Source organism: Halomonas sp. MMSF_3323 (genome assembly GCF_030733595.1).
Lineage (GTDB): Bacteria > Pseudomonadota > Gammaproteobacteria > Pseudomonadales > Halomonadaceae > Halomonas > Halomonas litopenaei.
In genome coordinates, this window is record NZ_JASHIT010000010.1 from 63,486 (window position 1) to 84,450 (window position 20,965).

A 20,965-nucleotide genomic window follows, 5' to 3' on the forward strand; every position below is an offset into this window, starting at 1 on the left:
AAGGCGCGCCGCGAGCTTTCCGGAGAAAAAGCGCGAGTTGCCGGCGGAATAGTGACAAGTGATGGCGGTGGGGGAGAGGCTTTATCGCGAGCCCCCATCGCCATGGCGCTTGATACGTTCAGCTCCCCCGCGCCCGCCTGCGTCACGCCATCGGCGTGCTGGGTGGCGTCTCCAGGAAGCAGGCCAAGCGCTTCGAGAAGGCGCGCCGCGAGCTTTCCGGAGAAAAAGCTCGAGTTGCCGGCGGCATGATGAAAAAGATGGGGAGGCCTGCTGGCACCCCATCACCTTGGCATCGCCATGGCCGGGACACCGAAAAATTTTGGCGCTTCCGGGGTTGACCAAATCTTATGATATCCGTAAGATACGTCTCGTCTTCACGAGATGGGGCCTTAGCTCAGCTGGGAGAGCGCGACACTGGCAGTGTCGAGGTCAGCGGTTCGATCCCGCTAGGCTCCACCAATCTCGTTTCAGGCTGCGTCCCATTCGTCTAGTGGTCCAGGACACCGCCCTTTCACGGCGGGAACAGGGGTTCGAACCCCCTATGGGACGCCACTTCCTGTGCGTAGCGTCTGCTCCGTATGGATTCATGCTTTCGCATGAATCGTTGTGAACTCCGTGGTCTCTCCTCTTGTTATCACCATTCGCTTTGTGAGCTCTTCGTGATTTGCACGAAGCCTCAGTTTGCTTGTGGATGGTTTGCAAAAACTGTCTTGTACGGCTTGACAGAACCTTCCTCTTGTCCACCAGTGACGCATTTTTCCCCCGGTCAGCCTCTGCTACGGGGATAACGCCCGTGGTTGCGCGATTTATATTTTTTCCTTTCAAAATCAATGTGTTGCGACAGGTTAAAAATTAACCAATCTAAGTCCAATGCCCAGTTCATGGCGATTCGAGGGCGGTTTCGATAGGTTGTGAACAGGGTTATCCACAGAAAGTGTGGAAAACGCTGGGCGGGGTGAAAAGGGCTTGGGGAGAGAGGGGGATGTTGGCCCATGAGCGCATGCCGGCGCCGCGAGAAGGTCGGGCCAGCAGGAGGGCGCTGGCCCGGCAGGTATGGAAAATGTCAGTCCTTGCGGTCAGACCTTTCGCGCAGGCGTCGCAGCAATGAGGACGTGTCCCAGCGCCCACCCCCCATTGCCTGCACGTCGGCGTAGAACTGGTCCACCAGGGCGGTCACCGGCAGGCGAGCCTCCAGCTGACGCGCCTGGTTCAGACAGATATCCAGATCCTTGCGCATCCAGTTGACGGCGAAGCCATGCTCGTATTCGTCACGGATCATGGTCGCGTGACGGTTCTCCATCTGCCACGATCCGGCGGCTCCCTGGCTGATGACCTCGACCACCCGCTCCTGATCGAGACCCGCTTGCTCGGCGAAATGAAGGCCTTCAGCGAGGCCCTGGACAAGGCCCGCGATGCAGATCTGGTTGACCATCTTGGTCAGCTGTCCGGCGCCGACGCCGCCCATCAAGGTTACGGCTCTGCCATAGTGCTCGAGTACCGGCCTTGCCCTGGAGAAGTGCTCCTCCTGGCCGCCGCACATGATGGTCAGGGCGCCGTTCTCTGCTCCTTGCTGGCCGCCAGAGACCGGCGCATCGATGAAGCCCACATCCTGCTTCTGGCAGGCCTGGTCGAGCTCCTCGGCGAGGCTCGAGGAGGCGGTGGTATGGTCCACCAGGATGGCGCCCTGGGAGAGCGTCGACAGTACCCCGTCGGGCCCGGTGGTGACCTCGCGAACGTCGTCGTCATTGCCCACGCACACCAGTACCAGATCGGCGCCGCTGGCGGCCTCTGCGGGTGTCGGGTGGTGGCTTCCTTCGTAGCGTTCGCACCACTGCTCGGCCTTGCTTTGCGTGCGATTGTAGACGCGCACTGTCAGCCCGGCTTCGGCGAGATGTCCTGCCATGGGAAAACCCATCACGCCAAGGCCGATAAAGGCGACGGTGGAGATGTCTTGACTCATGAAAGCGCTCCTTTGTTATTTGCTTCGAAGGGGTCAGCATAGCGCCGGTAGGCGTGTCCGTTCATCCGTTGGGCAAAAAAGTTGAACAAAAAAAGGGCCGCCCCGGAGGGCGGCCCTTTTCATGGCAATGCGACGCGGGATGTTGCGTCTTCTGGCGTGACGGCGATTCCCTTGCCTTGGGCAGCGGGCGCCACGCGAATTACCTGGTCGGCGAATTACTTGGACGGGTAGTCGCGCTTGGGATGCCCGGTGTAGAGCTGGCGCGGACGACCGATCTTGTAGCTTTCGCTGATCATCTCGTTCCAGTGCGAGATCCAGCCGATGGTACGGGATACCGCGAAGATGACCGTGAACATGTTGGTCGGGATGCCCATCGCCTTGAGGATGATGCCGGAATAGAAGTCGACATTCGGGTAGAGCTTGCGCTCGACGAAGTACTCGTCTTCCAGGGCGATCTGCTCCAGGCGCTTGGCGATCTTGAGTTGCGGATCGTCGGCCTTGCCCAGTTCTTCCAGGACCTCGTCGCAGGTCTCTTTCATGACCTTGGCGCGCGGGTCGAAGTTGCGATAGACGCGGTGACCGAAGCCCATCAGCTTGAACGGGTCATCCTTGTCCTTGGCCTTGTCGATGAAGCGCTGGATGTTCTCTTCGGAGTCGTCGCCGATCTCGTCGAGCATGTTGAGCACTGCTTCGTTGGCGCCACCGTGGGCAGGACCCCACAGGGCCGCGATGCCGGCGCTGATGCAGGCAAACGGGTTGGCGCCGGTGGAGCCTGCCAGACGCACCGTGGAGGTGGAGGCGTTCTGCTCGTGGTCCGCGTGCAGCATGAAGATGCGGTCCATGGCCTTGGCGTAGACCGGGTTGATCTCGTAGGGCTCGCACGGATTGCTGAACATCATGTAGAGGAAGTTCTCTGCATAGTTCAGGTCGTTGCGCGGGTAGTTGAAAGGCTGTCCGATGTTGTACTTGTAGGACATGGCCGCGATGGTCGGCATCTTGGCGATCAGGCGAATGGCGCTGATCTCGCGGTCCTTGGCCTGGGTAATGTCCAGGTGGTCATGATAGAACGCCGCCAGGCCGCCAATCACGCCGCACATGATCGACATGGGGTGGGCGTCGCGACGGAACCCCTTGAAGAAGTTGGCGATCTGCTCGTGGACCATGGTGTGGTTGCGCACCCGGTGCTCGAAGTCCTTGTACTGCTCTTCGTCCGGCAGTTCACCGAACAGCAGGGTGTAGCAGAGCTCGACGAAGTTGGAATGCTTGGCCAGCTGCTCGATCGGGTAGCCGCGGTGCAGTAGCACGCCGTTGGCGCCATCGATGTAGGTGATGCCGGATTCGCAGGAAGAGGTGGCCAGGAAGCCGGGGTCGAAGGTAAAGAGGCCTTCCGCTCCGAGTCCGCGCACGTCAACGACGTCGGGGCCGAGGGTGCCTGAATGGACGGGAAGTTCGACAGGTTTCTCCAGACCATCCACCGTCAGGGTCGCTTTTCTCTCAGCCATGTCAGGCCTCCTTCGTGTTCGATATGGAGCGATACGTTGTCATTTCTCACTAACGTGCCGACGAATAGGGGGTCGCCCGGCAAAAAAGGTTCGCCCACTATAGAAGCGTTCAGGATATTGTCAATTCTCCCATTGAACGCTTGCTGTTGTACTATGCTCATTTAGCAGTATAGGTGTTGTATAGGTTATGGTGCTTTGCACCATAGGCTGTCCTTTTGCGGTGCAGCAACTTGACGAAGTCGCATTTTTATGCAGCTTTGCCGCATTTTCCGACGAAGCGTTCGCCAAATTGCATGGTCATGCCATTTGTCATGGTGGGGGCATGTCCCTATAATTCAGGCCGCGACTGGCAGGAACAGGAGGTCGTGTCCAACTTGTCGCAGGTTGGGTCACGACAGCGCCCTTCCCAAAACCACCGCCCGCTCGGGCCTCTGGCCCGTATGTCGTAGAGTGGGCCAAGAGAGTGTGTAGAGAGCCGTGAATAGCAAACGACCCGTAAATCTGGATCTATCCACGATCCACTTCCCCCTTCCCGCCTTGACGTCGATTACCCACCGGGTCACTGGCGTCATTCTCTTCGTCGGTCTGATCTTCGGCTTCTGGGCGTTGGACGCCTCGTTGTCCTCGCCGGCCGGTTTCGATGCCGTACGCGATGCGCTGGCGCACAACTTCTTCGCCAAGCTGGTGGCCTGGGGACTGTTGTCCGCTCTGGCCTTCCACTTCGTCGCCGGCTGCAAGCACTTCATTATGGACGCCAACATCGGCGTGTCATTGGAAGGTGCGGTGAAAAAGGCGCAGATCACCATCGTGGCGAGCGTTGTCCTGATCATTCTGGCGGGAGTCTGGGTATGGTAACCAACATCACGAGCTTCAGCCGCAGCGGCCTGTCCGACTGGATCATCCAGCGCGCCAGTGCGGTTGTAATGGCGCTCTACACGGTCTTTCTGGTGGTCTATCTGCTGGCTCATCCGCAGCTCGACTATGCCACCTGGAGCGGTCTGTTCGAGCAGACCTGGATGCGAATCTTCTCGTTGCTGGCCTTCGTCTCGCTGGCCGCCCATGCCTGGGTGGGCCTGTGGACCGTGACCACCGACTACATCAAGCCGACCGCCATTCGTGTCGGCACCCAGTCCGTCATCATCATTGCCATCTTCGTGTTCCTGGTCTGGGGCATCCAAGTGCTGTGGGGAGCCTGATACATGTCAACCATGCGTAGTTTGACCTTTGACGCCATCATCATCGGTGGCGGTGGTGCCGGCCTTCGTGCGGCGCTGGAGCTGGCCAAGTCCGGCAAGAAGACCGCGGTGCTGTCCAAGGTCTTCCCGACGCGTTCGCACACCGTGTCCGCCCAGGGCGGCATTACCTGTGCCATCGCTTCCTCCGATCCCAACGACGACTGGCGCTGGCACATGTACGACACCGTCAAGGGCGGTGACTACATCACCGACCAGGACGCTGCGGAATACATGTGTTCCGAGGGGCCGAAGGCGGTGTTCGAACTCGAGCACATGGGCCTGCCGTTTTCCCGTTTCGACAATGGGCGGATCTATCAGCGCCCGTTCGGTGGTCAGTCCAAGAACTTTGGCGAAGGCGGCCAGGCGGCCCGTACCTGCGCCGCGGCCGACCGTACCGGACACGCTCTGCTGCACACGCTGTACCAGAACAATCTGAAAAATAACACCACCTTTCTCAATGAATGGTACGCCGTCGACCTGGTGAAGAACGCCAACGGTGACGTGGTCGGCTGTATCGCCATGGATATCGAGACCGGTGAAGTGGTGCACGTAAAGTCCAAGGCTACCGTGCTGGCCACCGGCGGTTCCGGTCGCATCTATGCCTCCACCACCAATGCCCTGATCAACACCGGTGACGGTATCGGCATGGCGCTGCGTGCCGGTGTGCCGATGCAGGACATGGAAATGTGGCAGTTCCACCCGACCGGTATCCACGGTGCCGGTGTGCTGGTGACAGAAGGTTGTCGCGGCGAAGGCGGCTATCTGGTCAACAAGGACGGCGAGCGCTTCATGGAGCGTTATGCGCCGAACGCCAAGGACCTGGCCGGCCGCGATGTGGTTGCGCGTTCCATGGTCATGGAAATCCTCGAAGGCCGTGGTTGCGGCGAAGACGGCGATCACGTCTTCCTAAAGCTCGACCACCTGGGCGAAGAGGTGCTGTCCAAGCGTCTGCCGGGTATCGTCGAGCTGGCCAAGACCTTCGCCCACGTGGATCCGGCCAAGGAGCCGATCCCGGTGGTGCCGACCTGCCACTACATGATGGGTGGTATTGCCACCAACGTGCATGGTCAGGCGATTGCCCAGGATGCCGACGGCAACGACCAGATCATCAATGGTCTCTACGCCTGTGGCGAGGCAGCTTGTGTCTCCGTGCACGGTGCCAACCGCCTGGGCGGCAACTCGCTGCTGGATCTGGTGGTGTTCGGGCGTGCCGCCGGCATGTACATCGAGAGCGCGCTCAATGAAGGCATCGAGTACCTGGATGCCCGCGAGTCCGACATCGAGACCGCGATGAAGCGCATCACTCGCTGGAACGAGTCCGAAGGCGGCGAGAGCGTGCCTGAGCTCAAGCGCGAGCTGCAGAGCATCATGCAGAACTCCTTCGGCGTGTTCCGCGAAGAGAAGAACATGGTCGAGGGCGTCGAGAAGCTGGCCGAACTGCGTGGACGGATCGCCAACGCCCATCTGGCCGACAAGTCCCATGCGTTCAACACTGCCCGGGTCGAGGCGCTCGAGCTCGACAACCTGATGGAAGTGGCCGAGGCCACCGCCATCGCGGCACTGGAGCGCAAGGAGAGTCGCGGTGCGCACTCCCGCTACGACTATCCGGATCGTGACGACGCCAACTGGCTGAAGCACTCCATGTTCTTCCCCGGCGAGAAGCGGGTCGGCCAGCGCGATGTCAATTTCGCGCCGAAGACCGTCGACAAGTTCGAGCCGAAAATCCGTACCTATTAAGGGGGAGTCAACATGTCCAAGCTTCAGGTATCCCTGTACCGCTACAACCCGGAAACCGACTCCGCGCCTTATATGCAGGAGTTCGAGGTCGATACCCAGGGTCGCGACCTGATGGTGCTGAACCTGCTTGAGATGATCAAGGAGGACGACAGTTCCGTGGCCTTCCGTCGCAGCTGCCGTGAAGGCGTCTGTGGTAGTGACGGCATGAACATGAACGGCAAGAACGGCCTGGCTTGTATCACCCCGCTGTCCGAGGTGGTCAAGAACAACAAGCTGGTGCTGCGTCCCTTGCCCGGTCTGCCGGTCATTCGTGATCTGGTGGTCGACATGGCGCTGTTCTACAAGCAGTACGAAAAGATCCAGCCGTACCTGCAGAATGACACGCCGGCGCCGGCCATCGAGCGCCTGCAGTCTCCGGAAGAGCGCGACAAGCTCGACGGTCTGTATGAGTGCATCCTGTGCGCTTGCTGTTCGACCTCGTGCCCGTCGTTCTGGTGGAATCCGGAGAAGTTCGTCGGTCCCGCCGGCCTGCTGCAGTCCTATCGCTTCCTCGCGGATTCCCGCGATACGGCGACCCAGGAGCGTCTGTCGGAGCTGGAGGATCCGTTCTCCGTATTCCGTTGCCGCGGCATCATGAACTGTGTGGCGGTCTGCCCCAAGGGGCTTAACCCGACTCGGGCGATCGGCAAGATCCGTGAGATGTTGCTGGCGAATGCCACTTAAATCGTGGCGCCGGGCTTGTTATCATGGGCTCGGTCCGGGGCGCGGCATCCTGTCGCGCCCCCGGATGATAGCGTCAGGAGCCGGTGCCATGGGCACCGGCTTTTGAGCATGATGCAAGACCGCTAGGCAGATCGACCGCGGCCCCGATGACCGCGGCAGAACCACCAGGGCGCTCGATGATGGTCAGTGCCAAGGGTGACGATGGGCAGGACACCTTCCACTGAGGGGCCTGCGCCACGCCCGCGGTAGATCACGAGCATCGAGCCCACTACCACCCCATCAGTGCAGGGTGACCGAGAGATGCAACAAGGCATAATGGAGTTGATGTGGCGCTCCTCTCACGTGACGGGCAGCAACGTCCACTACGTGGAAGCGCTCTATGAGCAGTACCTCGACGACCCTAGCGCCGTCTCCGATGAATGGCGCGATTACTTCGACGAGTTGTCACGCCAGGAAGGCGCCCCGTCCGACGAGACCCCCCTCTCACCGATCCGTGATCAGTTCTATCAGCTTGGCCGCGAACGTCGCACCGCCGTTGCCGGCGCCGCGACCGTCGACAGCGAAGAGAGCCGCAAGCAGGTCAAGGTCCTGCAGCTGATCAACGCCTATCGCTTCCGGGGCCACCAGAAGGCCGACATCGACCCGCTGGGGCTGCGTGATCCGAAGCCGGTGCCTGACCTGGATCTGGCGTTCCACCAGCTGTCCAAGGCCGACCTCGATACCGAGTTCCAGACCGGTTCCTTCTTCCTGGGTAAGGACCAGGCGCCGCTCAAGGAAATCGTCGATGCGCTGGATCGCACCTATTGCCGTTCGATCGGTTGCGAGTTCATGCATATCGTCGACACCGAAGAGAAGCGCTGGCTGCAACAGCGTTTCGAGTCGGTGCGCTCGGCTCCGGACCATGGTGATGATCGCCGCAAGCAGCTGTTCGAGCGGCTGTCCGCGGCCGAAGGGCTGGAAAGCTACCTGGCCTCCAAGTACCCGGGCACCAAGCGCTTCGGCCTTGAGGGTGGCGAGACCTTCATTCCGATGATGGACGAGCTGATCCAGCGCGCGGGCAGCTACGGCACCAAGGAAGTGGTCATCGGCATGGCCCACCGCGGTCGCCTCAACGTGCTGGTCAACATCCTCGGCAAGAACCCCGGCGAGCTGATCGACGAGTTCGACGGCAAGAAGCTGATCGAGCGCGGTTCCGGTGACGTCAAGTATCACCAGGGCTTCAGCTCCAACGTGATGACGCCGGGCGGTGAGGTTCACCTGGCGATGTCCTTCAACCCCTCGCACCTCGAAATCGTGGCGCCGGTGGTGGAAGGCTCGGTACGCGCACGCCAGGATCGCCGCGACGATGTCGATGGCGGCAAGGTGCTGCCGATCAACGTCCATGGCGATGCCGCCTTCGCTGGTCAGGGCGTGGTCATGGAGACGTTCCAGATGTCCCAGACCCGTGCCTACAAGACCGGTGGCACGGTGCACATCGTCATCAACAACCAGGTCGGCTTCACCACCTCGCATCCCGAGGACGCGCGTTCCACCGAGTACTGCACCGACATCGCCAAGATGGTGCAGGCGCCGATCCTGCACGTGAACGGTGACGATCCCGACGCGGTGCTCCACGTGACCCAGGTGGCCCTGGACTATCGTCAGCAGTTCAAGAAGGACGTGGTCATCGACCTGGTGTGCTACCGCCGCCGCGGCCACAACGAGGCCGACGAGCCCTCCGGCACCCAGCCGATGATGTACCGCAAGATCAAGGACCATCCGTCCTCTCGTGCGATCTACGCCGAGCGCCTGGTCAAGCAGGGCGTGCTCAGCGAAGACGAAGCCAAGGCGGTGGTCGAGAAGTATCGCGATGATCTGGTCGCCGGCAATCACGTGGCCAATGCCCTGGTGCAGGAACCCAACACCTCACTGTTCGTCGACTGGAAGCCGTACCTCGGTCACGAGTGGACCGGGCATGCCGATACCACCTTCGACATGAAGCGGCTCAAGCAGCTCGCCGCCAAGATGTGCGAGATCCCTGACGGGGTGAAGGTGCAGCGTCAGGTCGCCAAGATCTACGATGATCGCCGCAAGATGCAGGGCGGTGGGCTGGCCATGAACTGGGGCTTCGCCGAAACCCTGGCCTACGCCACCTTGCTCGAGCAGGGGCACCCGATTCGCCTGACCGGTCAGGATGTCGGACGCGGTACCTTCTCGCACCGCCATGCGGTGATCCACAACCAGGCCGACGGTTCCACCTACGTGCCGCTTCAGCACATGGCGGACGGTCAGCCACGCTTCACCATCCATGACTCCTTCCTCTCCGAGGAGGCGGTGCTGGCGTTCGAGTACGGCTACTCGACCACCATGCCCAACGCGTTGGTGATCTGGGAAGCGCAGTTCGGTGACTTCTTCAACGGTGCCCAGGTGGTGGTGGACCAGTTCATCTCCTCCGGCGAGACCAAGTGGGGCCGTCTGTGTGGCCTAACCATGCTGCTCCCCCACGGTTTCGAAGGGCAGGGCCCCGAGCACTCCTCGGCGCGTCTCGAGCGCTTCCTGCAGCTGTGCGCCGAGCACAACATGCAGGTGTGCGTGCCGACCACCCCGGCGCAGATCTATCACCTGCTGCGCCGCCAGGTGATTCGCCCTCTGCGCAAGCCGCTGGTGGTGATGTCGCCGAAGAGCCTGCTGCGCCACAAGGAAGCCACCTCGAGCCTCGAGGACCTCGCCAACGGCAGCTTCAACATGGTGCTGCCCGACCAGGGACAGCGTGATGCGTCCAAGGTCGAGCGGATCATCATGTGCTCGGGCAAGGTCTACTACGATCTGGCCAACTGGCGCGAGGAGAACCTGCGTGACGATGTAGCGATCGTGCGCGTCGAGCAGCTCTATCCGTTCCCCAAGGAAGAGCTGATCGAGACGCTCAAGGACTACAGTGGCGTCACCGACATCGTCTGGTGTCAGGAAGAGCCCCTGAACCAGGGCGCCTGGTATTCCATGCAGCACAATCTGCGCATCGTCGCCGATTCGCTCAAGGACGGCCTGGGCGGTCAGCTGAAGTTTGCCGGACGTCCGGCATCGGCGGCTCCCGCGGCGGGCTACATGTCCGTTCACACCGAACAGCAGCGCCAACTGGTGGAAGACGCCTTCAATCTCTAAGGCGACCATCGGGAAGAGAGAGAACACTAAGGATACGACATGGCTACCGAGATCAAGGCACCATCCTTTCCGGAATCCGTTGCCGAAGGCACCGTAGGTACCTGGCACAAGAAGCCGGGTGACAGCGTCGAGCGTGACGAACTGATCGTCGAGATCGAGACCGACAAGGTCGTGCTCGAGGTGGTGGCGGTGGAAGCCGGCACCCTGTCAGAGGTGCTGGTGGAAGAAGGCGACACCGTGGAGTCCGAGCAGGTCCTGGGCCGCATCGGTGAAGGCGGCGGCGAGTCCAAGGAGGCGTCCGAGGAGTCGTCCGAGAAAGACGAGGACGACGCCAAGGAAGACGCTTCCGAAGCGTCCGACGACAAGGCCGAGAAGAAGCCGGCCGAAGCGCCCAAGGGCGGCGGCGAGAAGCGCGACGTCAAGGCGCCGAGCTTCCCCGAGTCGGTGCAGGAAGGGACCGTCGCCAGCTGGACCAAGAAGGTCGGCGAAGCGGTCAAGCGTGACGAAGTGCTGGCCGAGATCGAGACCGACAAGGTCGTGCTCGAGGTGGTCGCACCGGAAGATGGCGCCCTGGCCGAGATCAAGACCGAGGAAGGCGACACCGTGGAGTCCGAGGCCGTGCTGGCGGTGTTCGAGGTGGGTGCAGGCGGTGGCTCTGCCGATACCGCCGACCAGGAAGCGCCCAAGGCCAGCGCCGACGATGGCGACAGCGACGAGCAGGTCGGTGACAAGATCGTGGCGCCTGCCGCGCGCAAGCTGATCGCCGAGCACGACCTCGACGTCAGTGCCATCAAGGGCACCGGCAAGGATGGTCGCGTGCTCAAGGAAGACGTGCTCAAGGCGGTCAAGGACGGCGGCGCCAAGAAGTCCACGCCGGCCAAGAAGGCCAGCTCCGGCGCCACCGCAGCCCCGGCCGTGGAAGGCGAGCGTCCCGAGAAGCGCGTGCCGATGACCCGTCTGCGCAAGACCATCGCCAAGCGTCTGGTCCAGGCTCAGCAGACCGCTGCCATGCTGACCACCTACAATGAGGTGGACATGGGTGCGGTGATGGAGCTGCGCTCCCAGTACAAGGACACCTTCCTGAAGGCCCACGACGTCAAGCTCGGTTTCATGGGCTTCTTCGTCAAGGCGGCTTCCGAGGCGCTCAAGCGCTTCCCTGACGTCAACGCCTCCATCGACGGTGACGACATCGTCTACCACGGTTATCAGGACATCGGCGTGGCCGTATCCACCGACCGTGGCCTGGTGGTGCCGGTGCTGCGCGATACCGACAGCATGAAGATCGCCGACGTCGAGAAGGGCATCGTCGACTTCGGCAAGCGCGGACGCGAAGGCAAGCTGGGCATCGAGGACATGCAGGGCGGTACCTTCACCATCACCAACGGCGGCATCTTCGGCTCGCTGATGTCGACCCCGATCCTGAATCCGCCGCAGACCGCGATCCTCGGCATGCACAAGATCCAGGAGCGTCCGATGGCGGTCAACGGCAAGGTCGAGATTCGCCCGATGATGTATCTGGCAGTGTCCTATGACCACCGCATGATCGATGGCAAGGATGCGGTACAGTTCCTGGTCACCATCAAGGAGCTGCTCGAGGATCCGGCGCGTCTGCTGCTGGAAATCTGAGCCAGACCGTGGCAGCGACAGGGATTTACTGCAGAGCCTCTGCACACAGAACGAACAGGAGCCAACATGGCCGACAAGTATGATGTGATCGTCATTGGCGCGGGCCCGGGTGGCTACGTGGCCGCCATCCGTGCTGCTCAGCTGGGTCTGAAGACCGCCTGCGTCGAGAAGTGGATCGGCAAGGAAGGCAAGGTGGTGCACGGCGGTACCTGCCTGAACGTGGGCTGTATCCCGTCCAAGGCACTGCTCGAGGCCTCCCACAAGTTCGTCGAGGCCCAGCACGACTTCGACGACATGGGCATCCAGGCCGGCGACGTCAGCATGGACGTGTCCAAGATGATGGCGCGCAAGGACAAGATCGTTAAGCAGCTGACCGGCGGCATCTCCGGGCTGTTCAAGGCCAATGGCGTCACCGCCATCGAAGGTACCGGCAAGGTCGTGGCCAAGAACAAGGTCGAGGTCACCGACAAGGACGGCGAGTCCAGCACGGTCGAGGCGGACAACATCGTCATCGCCGCCGGCTCGGTGCCGGTGGAGATCCCGCCGACCCCGCTGACCGAGGGGCTGATCGTCGATTCCACCGGCGCCCTCGAGTTCCAGGAGACGCCCAAGCGTCTGGGCGTCATCGGCGCCGGCGTCATCGGCCTTGAGCTTGGCAGCGTGTGGAGCCGCCTCGGCAGCGAAGTGACCGTGCTCGAGGCGCTGGACAGCTTCCTGCCGATGGTCGACTCGGCCATCGCCAAGGAGACCCAGAAGCTGCTCAAGAAGCAGGGTCTGGACATCAAGCTCAACGCCCGCGTGACCGGTTCCGAGGTCAAGGGTGAGGAAGTCGTCGTCAAGTACGAGGACAACGAGGGCGAGAAGGAACTGACCTTCGACAAGCTGATCGTCTGTGTCGGCCGTCGTCCCTACACCAAGGGCGTGGTAGCCGACGGCCTGGGCGTCGAACTGGATCAGCGCGGCTTCATCCACGTCGATGACCAGTGCCGCACCAGCGTGCCGGGCGTCTACGCCATCGGTGACTGCGTGCGTGGCCCGATGCTGGCCCACAAGGCCTCCGAAGAGGGTGTGATGGTGGCCGACATCATCGCAGGCCACAAGGCGCAGATGAACTATGACGCCATTCCCAGCGTGATCTACACCCACCCCGAGGTGGCCTGGGTCGGCATGAACGAGCAGGACGCCAAGTCCGCCGGTATCAAGGTCAAGACCGGTAGCTTCCCGTTCGCCGCCAGTGGCCGTGCCATGGCCAACAACGCCACCGAAGGCCAGGCCAAGATCATCGCCGACGCCGAGACCGATCGCATCCTGGGGATGCACATCGTCGGTCAGCACGCCGGTGAGCTGATCGCCCAGGGCGTCATCGCCATGGAATTCGGCTCCAGCGCCGAAGATCTGGCGCTGACCTGCTACGCGCACCCGAGCCTGTCCGAGGCGGTGCACGAGGCGGCGCTGGCGGTGGAAGGTCACGCCATCCACGTGGCCAACCGCAAGAAGCGCTAGCAAGACAACAAGCGCCCGGTAATCCTAGGCAAGCCTGTGCAGTTTTGGCAGGCTTGCCGGTGTTTTCCGCGAGCGCATCGCCGCCGACCATGTATCGGTGGCGGTCGGTGGCGACCCGATGACTTTCGTCCCTCGGGGCAGGGTGGGTCGCCGTTCGAGTCACATGCAACCAATGGCATGAATCGATGAACCTTCACGAGTATCAAGGCAAGCAGCTGTTTGCCGACTATGGTCTGCCCGTTTCCAAGGGCTTCGCCTGCGACACCCCCGAAGAAGCCTATGAGGCTTGCAAGAAGATCGGCGGCGACATGTGGGTCGTCAAGGCCCAGGTCCACGCCGGTGGCCGCGGCAAGGCCGGTGGTGTCAAGCTGATCAAGAGCCCGGACGAAGCCAAGGCCTTCGCCGAGCAGTGGCTGGGCAAGAACCTGGTGACCTTCCAGACCGACGAGAACGGTCAGCCGGTCGCCAAGATTCTGGTCGAGAACTGCACCGACATCGCCAATGAGCTGTACCTTGGCGCGGTGGTCGACCGTGGCACCCAGCGTGTGGTCTTCATGGCCTCCACCGAAGGTGGTGTCGAGATCGAGAAGGTCGCCGAAGAGACGCCCGAGAAGATCCTCAAGGCCGAGATCGACCCGCTGGTCGGCGCTCAGCCCTACCAGGCGCGTGAGCTGGCCTTCGCCCTCGGCCTGGAAGGCGCGCAGGTGAAGCAGTTCACCAAGATCTTCCTGGGTCTGTCCAAGATGTTCCACGACAAGGATCTGGCGCTTTTGGAGATCAACCCGCTGGTGATCACCGACGAAGGCAACCTCCACTGCCTCGACGCCAAGATCAACCTGGACGGCAACGCCCTGTACCGTCACCCGGACCTGCAGGAAATGCGTGATCCGTCCCAGGAAGACGAGCGTGAAGCCAACGCTGCCCAGTGGGACCTGAACTACGTCGCCCTGGAAGGCAACATCGGCTGCATGGTCAACGGCGCTGGCCTGGCCATGGGCACCATGGACATCATCAAGCTCCACGGTGGCCAGCCGGCCAACTTCCTTGACGTCGGCGGCGGCGCCACCAAGGAGCGCGTGGCTGAGGCGTTCAAGATCATCCTGTCCGACGACAGCGTGCAGGCCGTGCTGGTCAACATCTTCGGCGGTATCGTGCGCTGCGACATGATCGCTGAAGGCATCATCGGTGCCGTCGAGCAGGTCGGCGTCAATGTGCCGGTCGTGGTGCGTCTGGAAGGTAACAACGCCGAGCTGGGTGCCGAGAAACTGGCCTCCAGCGGTCTGAACATCATCGCTGCCAAGAGCCTCACCGATGCGGCTCAGCAGGTCGTCAAGGCAGCGGAGGGCAAGTAATGAGCATCCTGATCGACAAGAACACCAAGGTCATCTGCCAGGGCTTCACTGGCGGACAGGGGACCTTCCACTCCGAACAGGCCATCGAGTACGGCACCCAGATGGTCGGCGGCGTGACCCCGGGCAAGGGCGGCCAGGAGCACCTGGGCCTGCCGGTGTTCAACACCGTCAAGGAAGCCGTCGAGCAGACCGGCGCCGAGGCCAGCGTGATCTACGTGCCTGCCCCGTTCTGCAAGGATTCCATCCTGGAAGCCGCCAACGCCGGCATCAAGCTGATCGTGTGCATCACTGAAGGCATCCCGACCCTCGACATGCTGGACGTCAAGGTCAAGTGCGATGAGCTGGGCGTGCGTCTGATCGGTCCGAACTGCCCCGGTGTCATCACCCCGGGCGAGACCAAGATCGGCATCATGCCGGGTCACATCCACAAGCCGGGCAAGGTCGGTATCGTGTCGCGCTCCGGCACCCTGACCTACGAAGCGGTCAAGCAGACCACCGACCACGGCTTCGGCCAGTCCACCTGTGTGGGCATCGGCGGCGACCCGATCCCGGGCTCCAACTTCATCGACATCCTCGAGATGTTCGAGAAGGACCCGGCGACCGAGGCCATCGTCATGATCGGTGAGATCGGCGGTACCGCCGAGGAAGAGGCTGCTGCCTACATCAAGGAGCACGTCTCCAAGCCGGTGGTGTCCTACATCGCCGGTGTCACCGCTCCTCCCGGCAAGCGCATGGGCCACGCCGGCGCCATCATCGCCGGTGGCAAGGGCACCGCGGACGAGAAGTTCGCCGCCCTGGAAGCCGCGGGCGTCAAGACCGTGCGCTCCCTGGCCGAGATCGGCGACGCCCTGAAGGAAGCGACCGGCTGGTAAGCGGTCCTGCCGTCAGAATAAGCGTCAGAATAAAGGCCACCTCCGGGTGGCCTTTTTTGTGGCTGGAACTCCACCAGATGCGACGAGGGGGCGGGTCGAAGGGGGAAGTACTAGGAAAGGGATCAGGACGGGGCGACTACGATCTGGGCCGCGTGCGCCACCAGCCGATCACCTGTGCCACGAACACCGGCGCGCCCGCCACCAGATAGAGGTGGTAGCTGACCAGGCGCCAGACGATCACCGCCGCCGCGGCCTGCTCTCGGGCCATCAGCGGCAGCAGCAGGGCGCCTACGCTGACCTCCGCGGCGCCGGCGCCGCCCGGCAGCACGCTCAACTGGCTGGCGGCCATGGCCAGCATCTGTACCAGAAAGGTCCAGGCCCAGTCGGCGCCGCCGCCGACCCCCAGCACCGCCAGGTACAGGAGGCTGTAGCGCGCCAGCCAGTGCAGGCAGCACAACGCGAAGATCGCCATCAGCACACCCTTTGGCAGCCTCAGCGTACTCGCCAGGGTTCGGCGACAGCGCAGTAGGCGTCGGGTCATCCAGCGCCTGGGCCCCGAGCCGACAAAGGGTAGGTGGGGGACATGGCGGAGCAGCCAGGGTAGCCACACGATCAACACCGCAAACACCACAAGCGCCAGCAGCAGCGCCGCCAGGGAGGCCTCGACCAGGGCCTGGTGAGGCCAGCTGGCCAGTCCGCTCATCGACAGCGACACCAGTACGCCCAGCATCAGGCTGAAGAACAGCATGTCGGCCAGTTGATCGACCAGAAAGATGGCCGAGGCCTGGGCCGGCGGATAGCCGCGTCGTGCCAGCAGCCACAGCAGGGTGGCGACGCCTCCGCTTCCAGCGGGGGTGGCACAAAGCGCGAACTTCGACGACATCTCGATCGCCAGGGCGCCACCCTGACCGAGGCGGCCGGCTCGTCCGTCGAGCATCAGGCGCAGGCGCGCCGCGTTGAGGTTCCAGCAGATCACCGCCAGGGCTACCATCAGCGCCAGCAGGGGCAGCGGGAAGGCAATGACCGCAGTGAAGGTGCCGGCGCCCCCTAGCCACCACGGCAGCAGCAGGGTGATGGCCAGGGTCAGGATCAGCAGGGCGGCCTTCCACCACAGGCGCGATCGTATCCCGGCAGGGGCACGCACGCGCCTGTCCAGCGATGGTGTTGGCCCAAACCTAGCCATGGCGCCGATCGCGCGGGCAGACCGGATCGATGACGGCTTCGTAGTGGTTGAGCAGCGAAACCATCACCTTGTCCCAGTCGAACTGGCGCTCGACGAAGCGCCGAGCGTGGCGCCCGGCCGAGCGTGGATCATTGGCGAACAGCGCCTCGGTAGCCTCGGCCATGGCGGCTGCCGAGTGTGGCTGACATAGCACGCCGCCGCCCAATGGCACGTTCTCGATCAGCGCACCGGCCCTGGCGCCGATCACCGGGATGCCGCTGGCCATGGCTTCCTGGGCGATCAGCCCGAAGGTCTCGCGGGTGCCCGCGTGCAGCAGGGCATCACTGGAGGCGAGCGCACGGGCGACTTCGTGAACGCCGACGCAGCGATTGATGACGCTGACGTTGGCGGGCACCTCGGTGGGCATGCCGGGGCCCATCAACAGCAGGTGGTAGGGAGGCCCAAGGCGCCTGGCGGTGTCCAGCAGCACCTCGATGTTCTTTTCTCGTGAGTAGCGCCCGACGAACACCAATAGACGGCTGTCATTGTCCAGGCCCAGCTTGCGCCTGAGCTCGGGATCGCGCCTGTCCGGGTGAAAGGTCGCCAGATCGACGCCAAGGGGCTGCACCCGCACCCGTTTGACGCCCCAGGACGTCAGACGGTCGGCCATCGCCTGGCAGGGCGCCAGTACGCTGTCGAAGCGGCGGTAAAGGTCGACCACGTAGCGCTCCAGCCGTCGCTGCACCATCGGCCCGAAGCGATCCCCCATCAACCGAGGAAGGTCCGAGTGGTAGAAGCCCACCACCGGCACGCCGAGACGCTGGCCGGCGTCCAGTGCCGCCCAGGCGGTGACGTAGGGGTCGCCGGCTTCGATCAGATCCGGCGATAGCTCCACCAGAGCGTCGCGCCAGGGCCGGCGGCGCAGCGGAAAGCGGTAGCTCTGGCCCAGCGGGATGCGCAGTGCAGGCAACTGGTGATGGTCGCCGAGGCTGTCTCGCTCGGCCCCCGGCACCAGCAGACTGGTGCGCAACTGCGGGAAGCGCGAAAACACCCGGTGTTTGGCTTGAAGGTAGGTGCGTACGCCGCCGCTGGCGGGGGCGTGAAACATGGTGACGTCGGCGAGATGCAAAAGGGGCCTCCATGGCGTGCGCGTCATTGCCATGAGCCTACGAGGGAAATAAGTCAGTTCAGCGACAGGGGTGGGCAGTACGTCATCATCCTCGACATGAGCTGGGCAAGAAGTAAGCGAGGTGGACTGACCTCTGCATCGGATGTGTCTTTCGTCGCTGGCGCCTTGATCTCGATACGCTCCTGAAGCGCGCTTGTCGAACCGGAGTAGTGGTTAGGTGTTCTCGTACAGAAGTTGGAGGTGGCGACCCCTTATGCTGAGAGAAACAGCGGCGGCAAGGTTCAAGCCGCGTTTCATCGCCACCAGCACATGGAGCGGGAAGGCGACTTCAGGGAAGGGGGAGAAGTATGGCGGACGTCAGGATTAGCGAGATTGCCGACTGGCTCGAGGCACTGGACGACAACAGCCCGCTGCCAGGAACGAAGCAGCAGGGCTGCCCTTGCTGCGACAGGGTGGGACTACCCATCCTGCCGGTGCGCTACGCGGTATCGGACCGTCACGTCAGCGACTGGTCGCAAGACCTTCCCAGGTCGATGGCGGTGCACGCCAATCGCCACTTTCCTGCCCCGCGTGAGACGCGCTATGTCCTGCGCCTGATGCGCGAGGGCTATCTCTACCTGTTCGACGAGAAGCGCCAGCGCTGGCAAGCCTGGCGCATCACTCACGACTCCCGTTTCGAAGAATTTGACCCCTATGGACGCGGGCCGAGAGAGACGGCCTACGGGGACTCGCACATCGATGCGCCTTGCAATATTCCCGAGAATAATCTCTCGGCGCGCCTGATTTCTCTACCGAAGGCTCAGGAAGCTGGCATCGTACACGTTGGCTATAGTGACCATCCCTTCACGCAGGCCATGCTGGGGCGGCTGGAGCGCAACGACAGCGGCCTGCGTGATCGCCTGCTTGGTCCTTTCGATGTGGCTGCCTGGCTCGGTAAGGGAGAGGCCGCTGGCGTCATTCCCTCTACGCAACTCGGTACGCATGTCATGGAGTTCAATGACGCCTGTCCCGAGGAACTACTGGAAAACGATGGTTTTCCTCTTGTTGGCGTCTGCGAGCGATTGCCGTCGACGGTGAGTCAGCTTCGCGATCGGATGAACTGGATGGTCCAGGACGCCCCTCAGTGGATCGACAGGACCCCGGTACTAGCGGTGGCTGACCCTATCGGTATGTGCATCTCCGTCAATCATTTTCGTAACCAGGCCAAGGCTCGCCTCGATCGCTATGCCCGCCGCAAGGATGTGGTGGAAAAGAAGGTGACGTCGGAATTGATCGAGGGCATACGAGAAGCGGTGAAAAGCAAGGCCGAGCACCAGGCTGAGAAACATATTGAACGGGCACGTCGAGCCGAGGTATTTGGTGACCAGAGGCTCGCTCAGGAGTTCGATGCGCTGACGGACGCATCAGAAAAGGCAAGGCGCTGGGCGCTGATGGGCGATATCGACAGGCGAAGAGTCGAGCGGGGGCGCCGCGAGCTCGAATTGCTGCGCGCTCAGCAGGCTGATAACGCGCTAGCCTATCAGCGTCGTGCCATCGAGCAGAGCTGGGAAAAGTATCAGGCCTGCTACGACGAGCAGCGGCGTCTGGAGTTCGAGTCGCGCTATAGCGCCCATCTTGAACGTGACAGCCAAGCGGTGGTGAAGCTGGCCGAGATTCACCGTGACTGGTTGATGTCCGATCTGGTCCGTGACGCCATGCTGGGCTACGACGACCAGGATCTGGACAATGGGGCGGCCTATGAGGTGGCAGTGGCCGCCATGACGGTGGGCATGACCACGACAGAGACGGGGCAGGAAACCGTCGCCGAGTTGATCGAACGATCGATCGACGAGGTGGATTCCTACCTGTGGCGTGCCACCTTCGCCAATCACGCCCCGGCCATCGACATGGTCAAGGATCTGGTCTACGAAAGTGCCTTCTGGGGCAGCAAGATTCTGGGTCCCTTAAGGCGGGTGCTGGGGGCTGACATGGACAACCGCTCCCAGACCGAGCAACTGCTGGCCACCATGGCCAGTCAGATCGCGCAAAAGCTCGGGCTGGTCAGCTACACCAATATCGCCAACGACTCGCTGGCACGACTGTGGCAGGCGGTTGGCTGGGTGCGCTATGGGTTCAAGACGTCCTTGATGGTGTTCGATGCCACCCCCAGACAGCTGTTGTCCATGTACGACCAGGTGCTCTGGCGTGATGAACTGGCCTTCCGCAATATTCGGCATGACCTGCGCCACTTCTTCCCACCCTTGCCGGAAGGGCCTCCTGATGTGCCGATACGTCTGTGGGCCTTTGTTCCCACCTCCGTGGACCCGCTGCAGCGCCCGATCATCCAGGCGGAACTTGCCCAGTCGATCGAGATGCGGCGAATAGCCGTCGCATCGGCAATGACGCCCGGCTCCTGGTTGGGCGTCTTCGCCGCCAGCCTGGAGCTGATCAATTCGGTGTATCTGGGCGAAGCCGTGTTTGACGAGAACTCCGCCAGGAGTCAGGCGGAGCGAAACTGGATGTTTGGCGGTGGGCTGCTGTATCTGGCCAGTAGTCTGGTCGGGGTGACCAATCAGATGATCCACCCGGTGGCGGCGCCGGAGAGCCGTCTTTACAGAGGGCTGGCCTGGGGCGGAGGAATTTCCGCAGCGCTGGGGGCCTGGATTTTTGGCGTATGGCATGCAGTTAAGGCAGTCAAGGCATATCAAAGCGGGGACTTGGTTCTATTTGCGTTGTACGCATCTTCCTCACTTGTCTTTTTGGGCTCTGGAGCCTCCGCGCTGGCTGCTGTGGCTCAACAGGTAGGCAAGATATCGGCAACGGAAGCGGCGATGGGTTCCTTGATCATCAGTCGCTCTGGCTGGTCGTTGGTGGCTGCCAGGCTGGGTTGGATTGGCCTGGCGGTGGCGCTGTTGATCGTGGCGTTGGAGAAGAACCAGCTCGAGACCTGGCTGACCCGCTGCGTCTTTGGCAATGGAGATGCTGACGTTCGTTACCGGGATCTTCAGGCGGCGCTCGATGCGCTGGACGATATGACGCGCTAGAGG

Annotated in this window: 14 protein-coding genes and 2 tRNA genes; 12 read left to right on the forward strand and 4 right to left on the reverse strand. The window is 62.5% G+C overall.

Annotation, left to right across the window (positions count from 1 at the left end; translation table 11 throughout):
* Positions 1-383 precede the first annotated feature (383 nt).
* A tRNA-Ala gene (locus RBB39_RS06905) sits at positions 384-459 on the forward strand.
* Positions 460-476: 17 nt separating this feature from the next.
* Positions 477-552: transfer RNA gene (locus tag RBB39_RS06910), tRNA-Glu, on the forward strand.
* Positions 553-1,063: 511 nt separating this feature from the next.
* Here RBB39_RS06910 and RBB39_RS06915 read toward each other — a convergent pair.
* Entirely contained in the window at positions 1,064-1,960 is an 897-nt protein-coding gene (locus tag RBB39_RS06915; protein WP_045992954.1) for an NAD(P)-dependent oxidoreductase, read from the reverse strand.
* Positions 1,961-2,175: 215 nt separating this feature from the next.
* Positions 2,176-3,462 carry a citrate synthase gene (gene gltA, locus RBB39_RS06920; protein ID WP_045992953.1) on the reverse strand — a complete coding sequence of 429 codons (1,287 nt, stop codon included), beginning with the start codon at positions 3,460-3,462 and terminating at the stop codon, positions 2,176-2,178.
* A gap of 477 nt (positions 3,463-3,939) precedes the next feature.
* On the opposite strand from gltA, the gene sdhC reads away from it, so the two are divergent.
* The 9 genes from sdhC (at position 3,940) to sucD (ending at position 15,648) form a co-directional block, all read left to right on the forward strand.
* Positions 3,940-4,317: a succinate dehydrogenase, cytochrome b556 subunit gene (gene sdhC, locus RBB39_RS06925; RefSeq protein ID WP_045992952.1), complete on the forward strand. Its 378-nt coding sequence runs from the start codon at positions 3,940-3,942 to the stop codon at positions 4,315-4,317.
* Positions 4,311-4,658: a succinate dehydrogenase, hydrophobic membrane anchor protein gene (gene sdhD / locus RBB39_RS06930; protein WP_045992951.1), complete on the forward strand. Its 348-nt coding sequence runs from the start codon at positions 4,311-4,313 to the stop codon at positions 4,656-4,658. Before sdhC ends, sdhD begins: the two co-directional genes overlap by 7 nt.
* Before the next feature lie 3 nt (positions 4,659-4,661).
* A complete protein-coding gene (gene sdhA / locus RBB39_RS06935) occupies positions 4,662-6,434 on the forward strand; it encodes a succinate dehydrogenase flavoprotein subunit (protein WP_045992950.1) in 1,773 nt (590 codons plus the stop codon).
* Between the two features lie 12 nt (positions 6,435-6,446).
* Entirely contained in the window at positions 6,447-7,157 is a 711-nt protein-coding gene (locus RBB39_RS06940) for a succinate dehydrogenase iron-sulfur subunit (RefSeq protein WP_045992949.1), read from the forward strand.
* A gap of 300 nt (positions 7,158-7,457) precedes the next feature.
* Positions 7,458-10,295 carry a 2-oxoglutarate dehydrogenase E1 component gene (locus tag RBB39_RS06945; protein WP_045992948.1) on the forward strand — a complete coding sequence of 946 codons (2,838 nt, stop codon included), beginning with the start codon at positions 7,458-7,460 and terminating at the stop codon, positions 10,293-10,295.
* A 39-nt stretch (positions 10,296-10,334) separates the two neighbouring features.
* A complete protein-coding gene (gene odhB / locus RBB39_RS06950) occupies positions 10,335-11,921 on the forward strand; it encodes a 2-oxoglutarate dehydrogenase complex dihydrolipoyllysine-residue succinyltransferase (protein WP_287165314.1) in 1,587 nt (528 codons plus the stop codon).
* Positions 11,922-11,987: 66 nt separating this feature from the next.
* Entirely contained in the window at positions 11,988-13,424 is a 1,437-nt protein-coding gene (gene lpdA / locus RBB39_RS06955) for a dihydrolipoyl dehydrogenase (RefSeq protein ID WP_213228887.1), read from the forward strand.
* Positions 13,425-13,609: 185 nt separating this feature from the next.
* Positions 13,610-14,776 (forward strand): ADP-forming succinate--CoA ligase subunit beta, encoded by a 1,167-nt coding sequence (gene sucC / locus RBB39_RS06960; RefSeq protein WP_045992945.1) that lies wholly within the window; start codon positions 13,610-13,612, stop codon positions 14,774-14,776.
* A complete protein-coding gene (gene sucD / locus RBB39_RS06965) occupies positions 14,776-15,648 on the forward strand; it encodes a succinate--CoA ligase subunit alpha (protein ID WP_045992944.1) in 873 nt (290 codons plus the stop codon). The genes sucC and sucD overlap by 1 nt, the downstream gene beginning before the upstream one ends.
* 136 nt (positions 15,649-15,784) lie before the next feature.
* Here sucD and RBB39_RS06970 read toward each other — a convergent pair whose 3' ends face one another.
* Positions 15,785-16,792 carry a lysylphosphatidylglycerol synthase transmembrane domain-containing protein gene (locus RBB39_RS06970; protein ID WP_287165312.1) on the reverse strand — a complete coding sequence of 336 codons (1,008 nt, stop codon included), beginning with the start codon at positions 16,790-16,792 and terminating at the stop codon, positions 15,785-15,787.
* A gap of 31 nt (positions 16,793-16,823) precedes the next feature.
* A complete protein-coding gene (locus tag RBB39_RS06975; RefSeq protein ID WP_213228883.1) occupies positions 16,824-17,939 on the reverse strand; it encodes a glycosyltransferase in 1,116 nt (371 codons plus the stop codon).
* A 347-nt stretch (positions 17,940-18,286) separates the two neighbouring features.
* Here RBB39_RS06975 and RBB39_RS06980 point away from each other — a divergent pair, with 347 nt between their 5' ends.
* Positions 18,287-20,962: a T6SS effector BTH_I2691 family protein gene (locus tag RBB39_RS06980; RefSeq protein WP_287165309.1), complete on the forward strand. Its 2,676-nt coding sequence runs from the start codon at positions 18,287-18,289 to the stop codon at positions 20,960-20,962.
* Positions 20,963-20,965: the final 3 nt, after the last annotated feature.

Excerpts from the sequence above, each read along its gene's own strand:
- RBB39_RS06915 (WP_045992954.1), bottom strand. The coding sequence starts at position 1,960 with ATGAGTCAAGACATCTCCACCGTCGCCTTTATCGGCCTTGGCGTGATG.
- gltA (WP_045992953.1), bottom strand. The coding sequence starts at position 3,462 with ATGGCTGAGAGAAAAGCGACCCTGACGGTGGATGGTCTGGAGAAACCT.
- sdhD (WP_045992951.1), top strand. The coding sequence starts at position 4,311 with ATGGTAACCAACATCACGAGCTTCAGCCGCAGCGGCCTGTCCGACTGG.
- sdhA (WP_045992950.1), top strand. The coding sequence starts at position 4,662 with ATGTCAACCATGCGTAGTTTGACCTTTGACGCCATCATCATCGGTGGC.
- RBB39_RS06940 (WP_045992949.1), top strand. The coding sequence starts at position 6,447 with ATGTCCAAGCTTCAGGTATCCCTGTACCGCTACAACCCGGAAACCGAC.
- RBB39_RS06945 (WP_045992948.1), top strand. The coding sequence starts at position 7,458 with ATGCAACAAGGCATAATGGAGTTGATGTGGCGCTCCTCTCACGTGACG.
- odhB (WP_287165314.1), top strand. The coding sequence starts at position 10,335 with ATGGCTACCGAGATCAAGGCACCATCCTTTCCGGAATCCGTTGCCGAA.
- lpdA (WP_213228887.1), top strand. The coding sequence starts at position 11,988 with ATGGCCGACAAGTATGATGTGATCGTCATTGGCGCGGGCCCGGGTGGC.
- sucC (WP_045992945.1), top strand. The coding sequence starts at position 13,610 with ATGAACCTTCACGAGTATCAAGGCAAGCAGCTGTTTGCCGACTATGGT.
- sucD (WP_045992944.1), top strand. The coding sequence starts at position 14,776 with ATGAGCATCCTGATCGACAAGAACACCAAGGTCATCTGCCAGGGCTTC.
- RBB39_RS06980 (WP_287165309.1), top strand. The coding sequence starts at position 18,287 with ATGGCGGACGTCAGGATTAGCGAGATTGCCGACTGGCTCGAGGCACTG.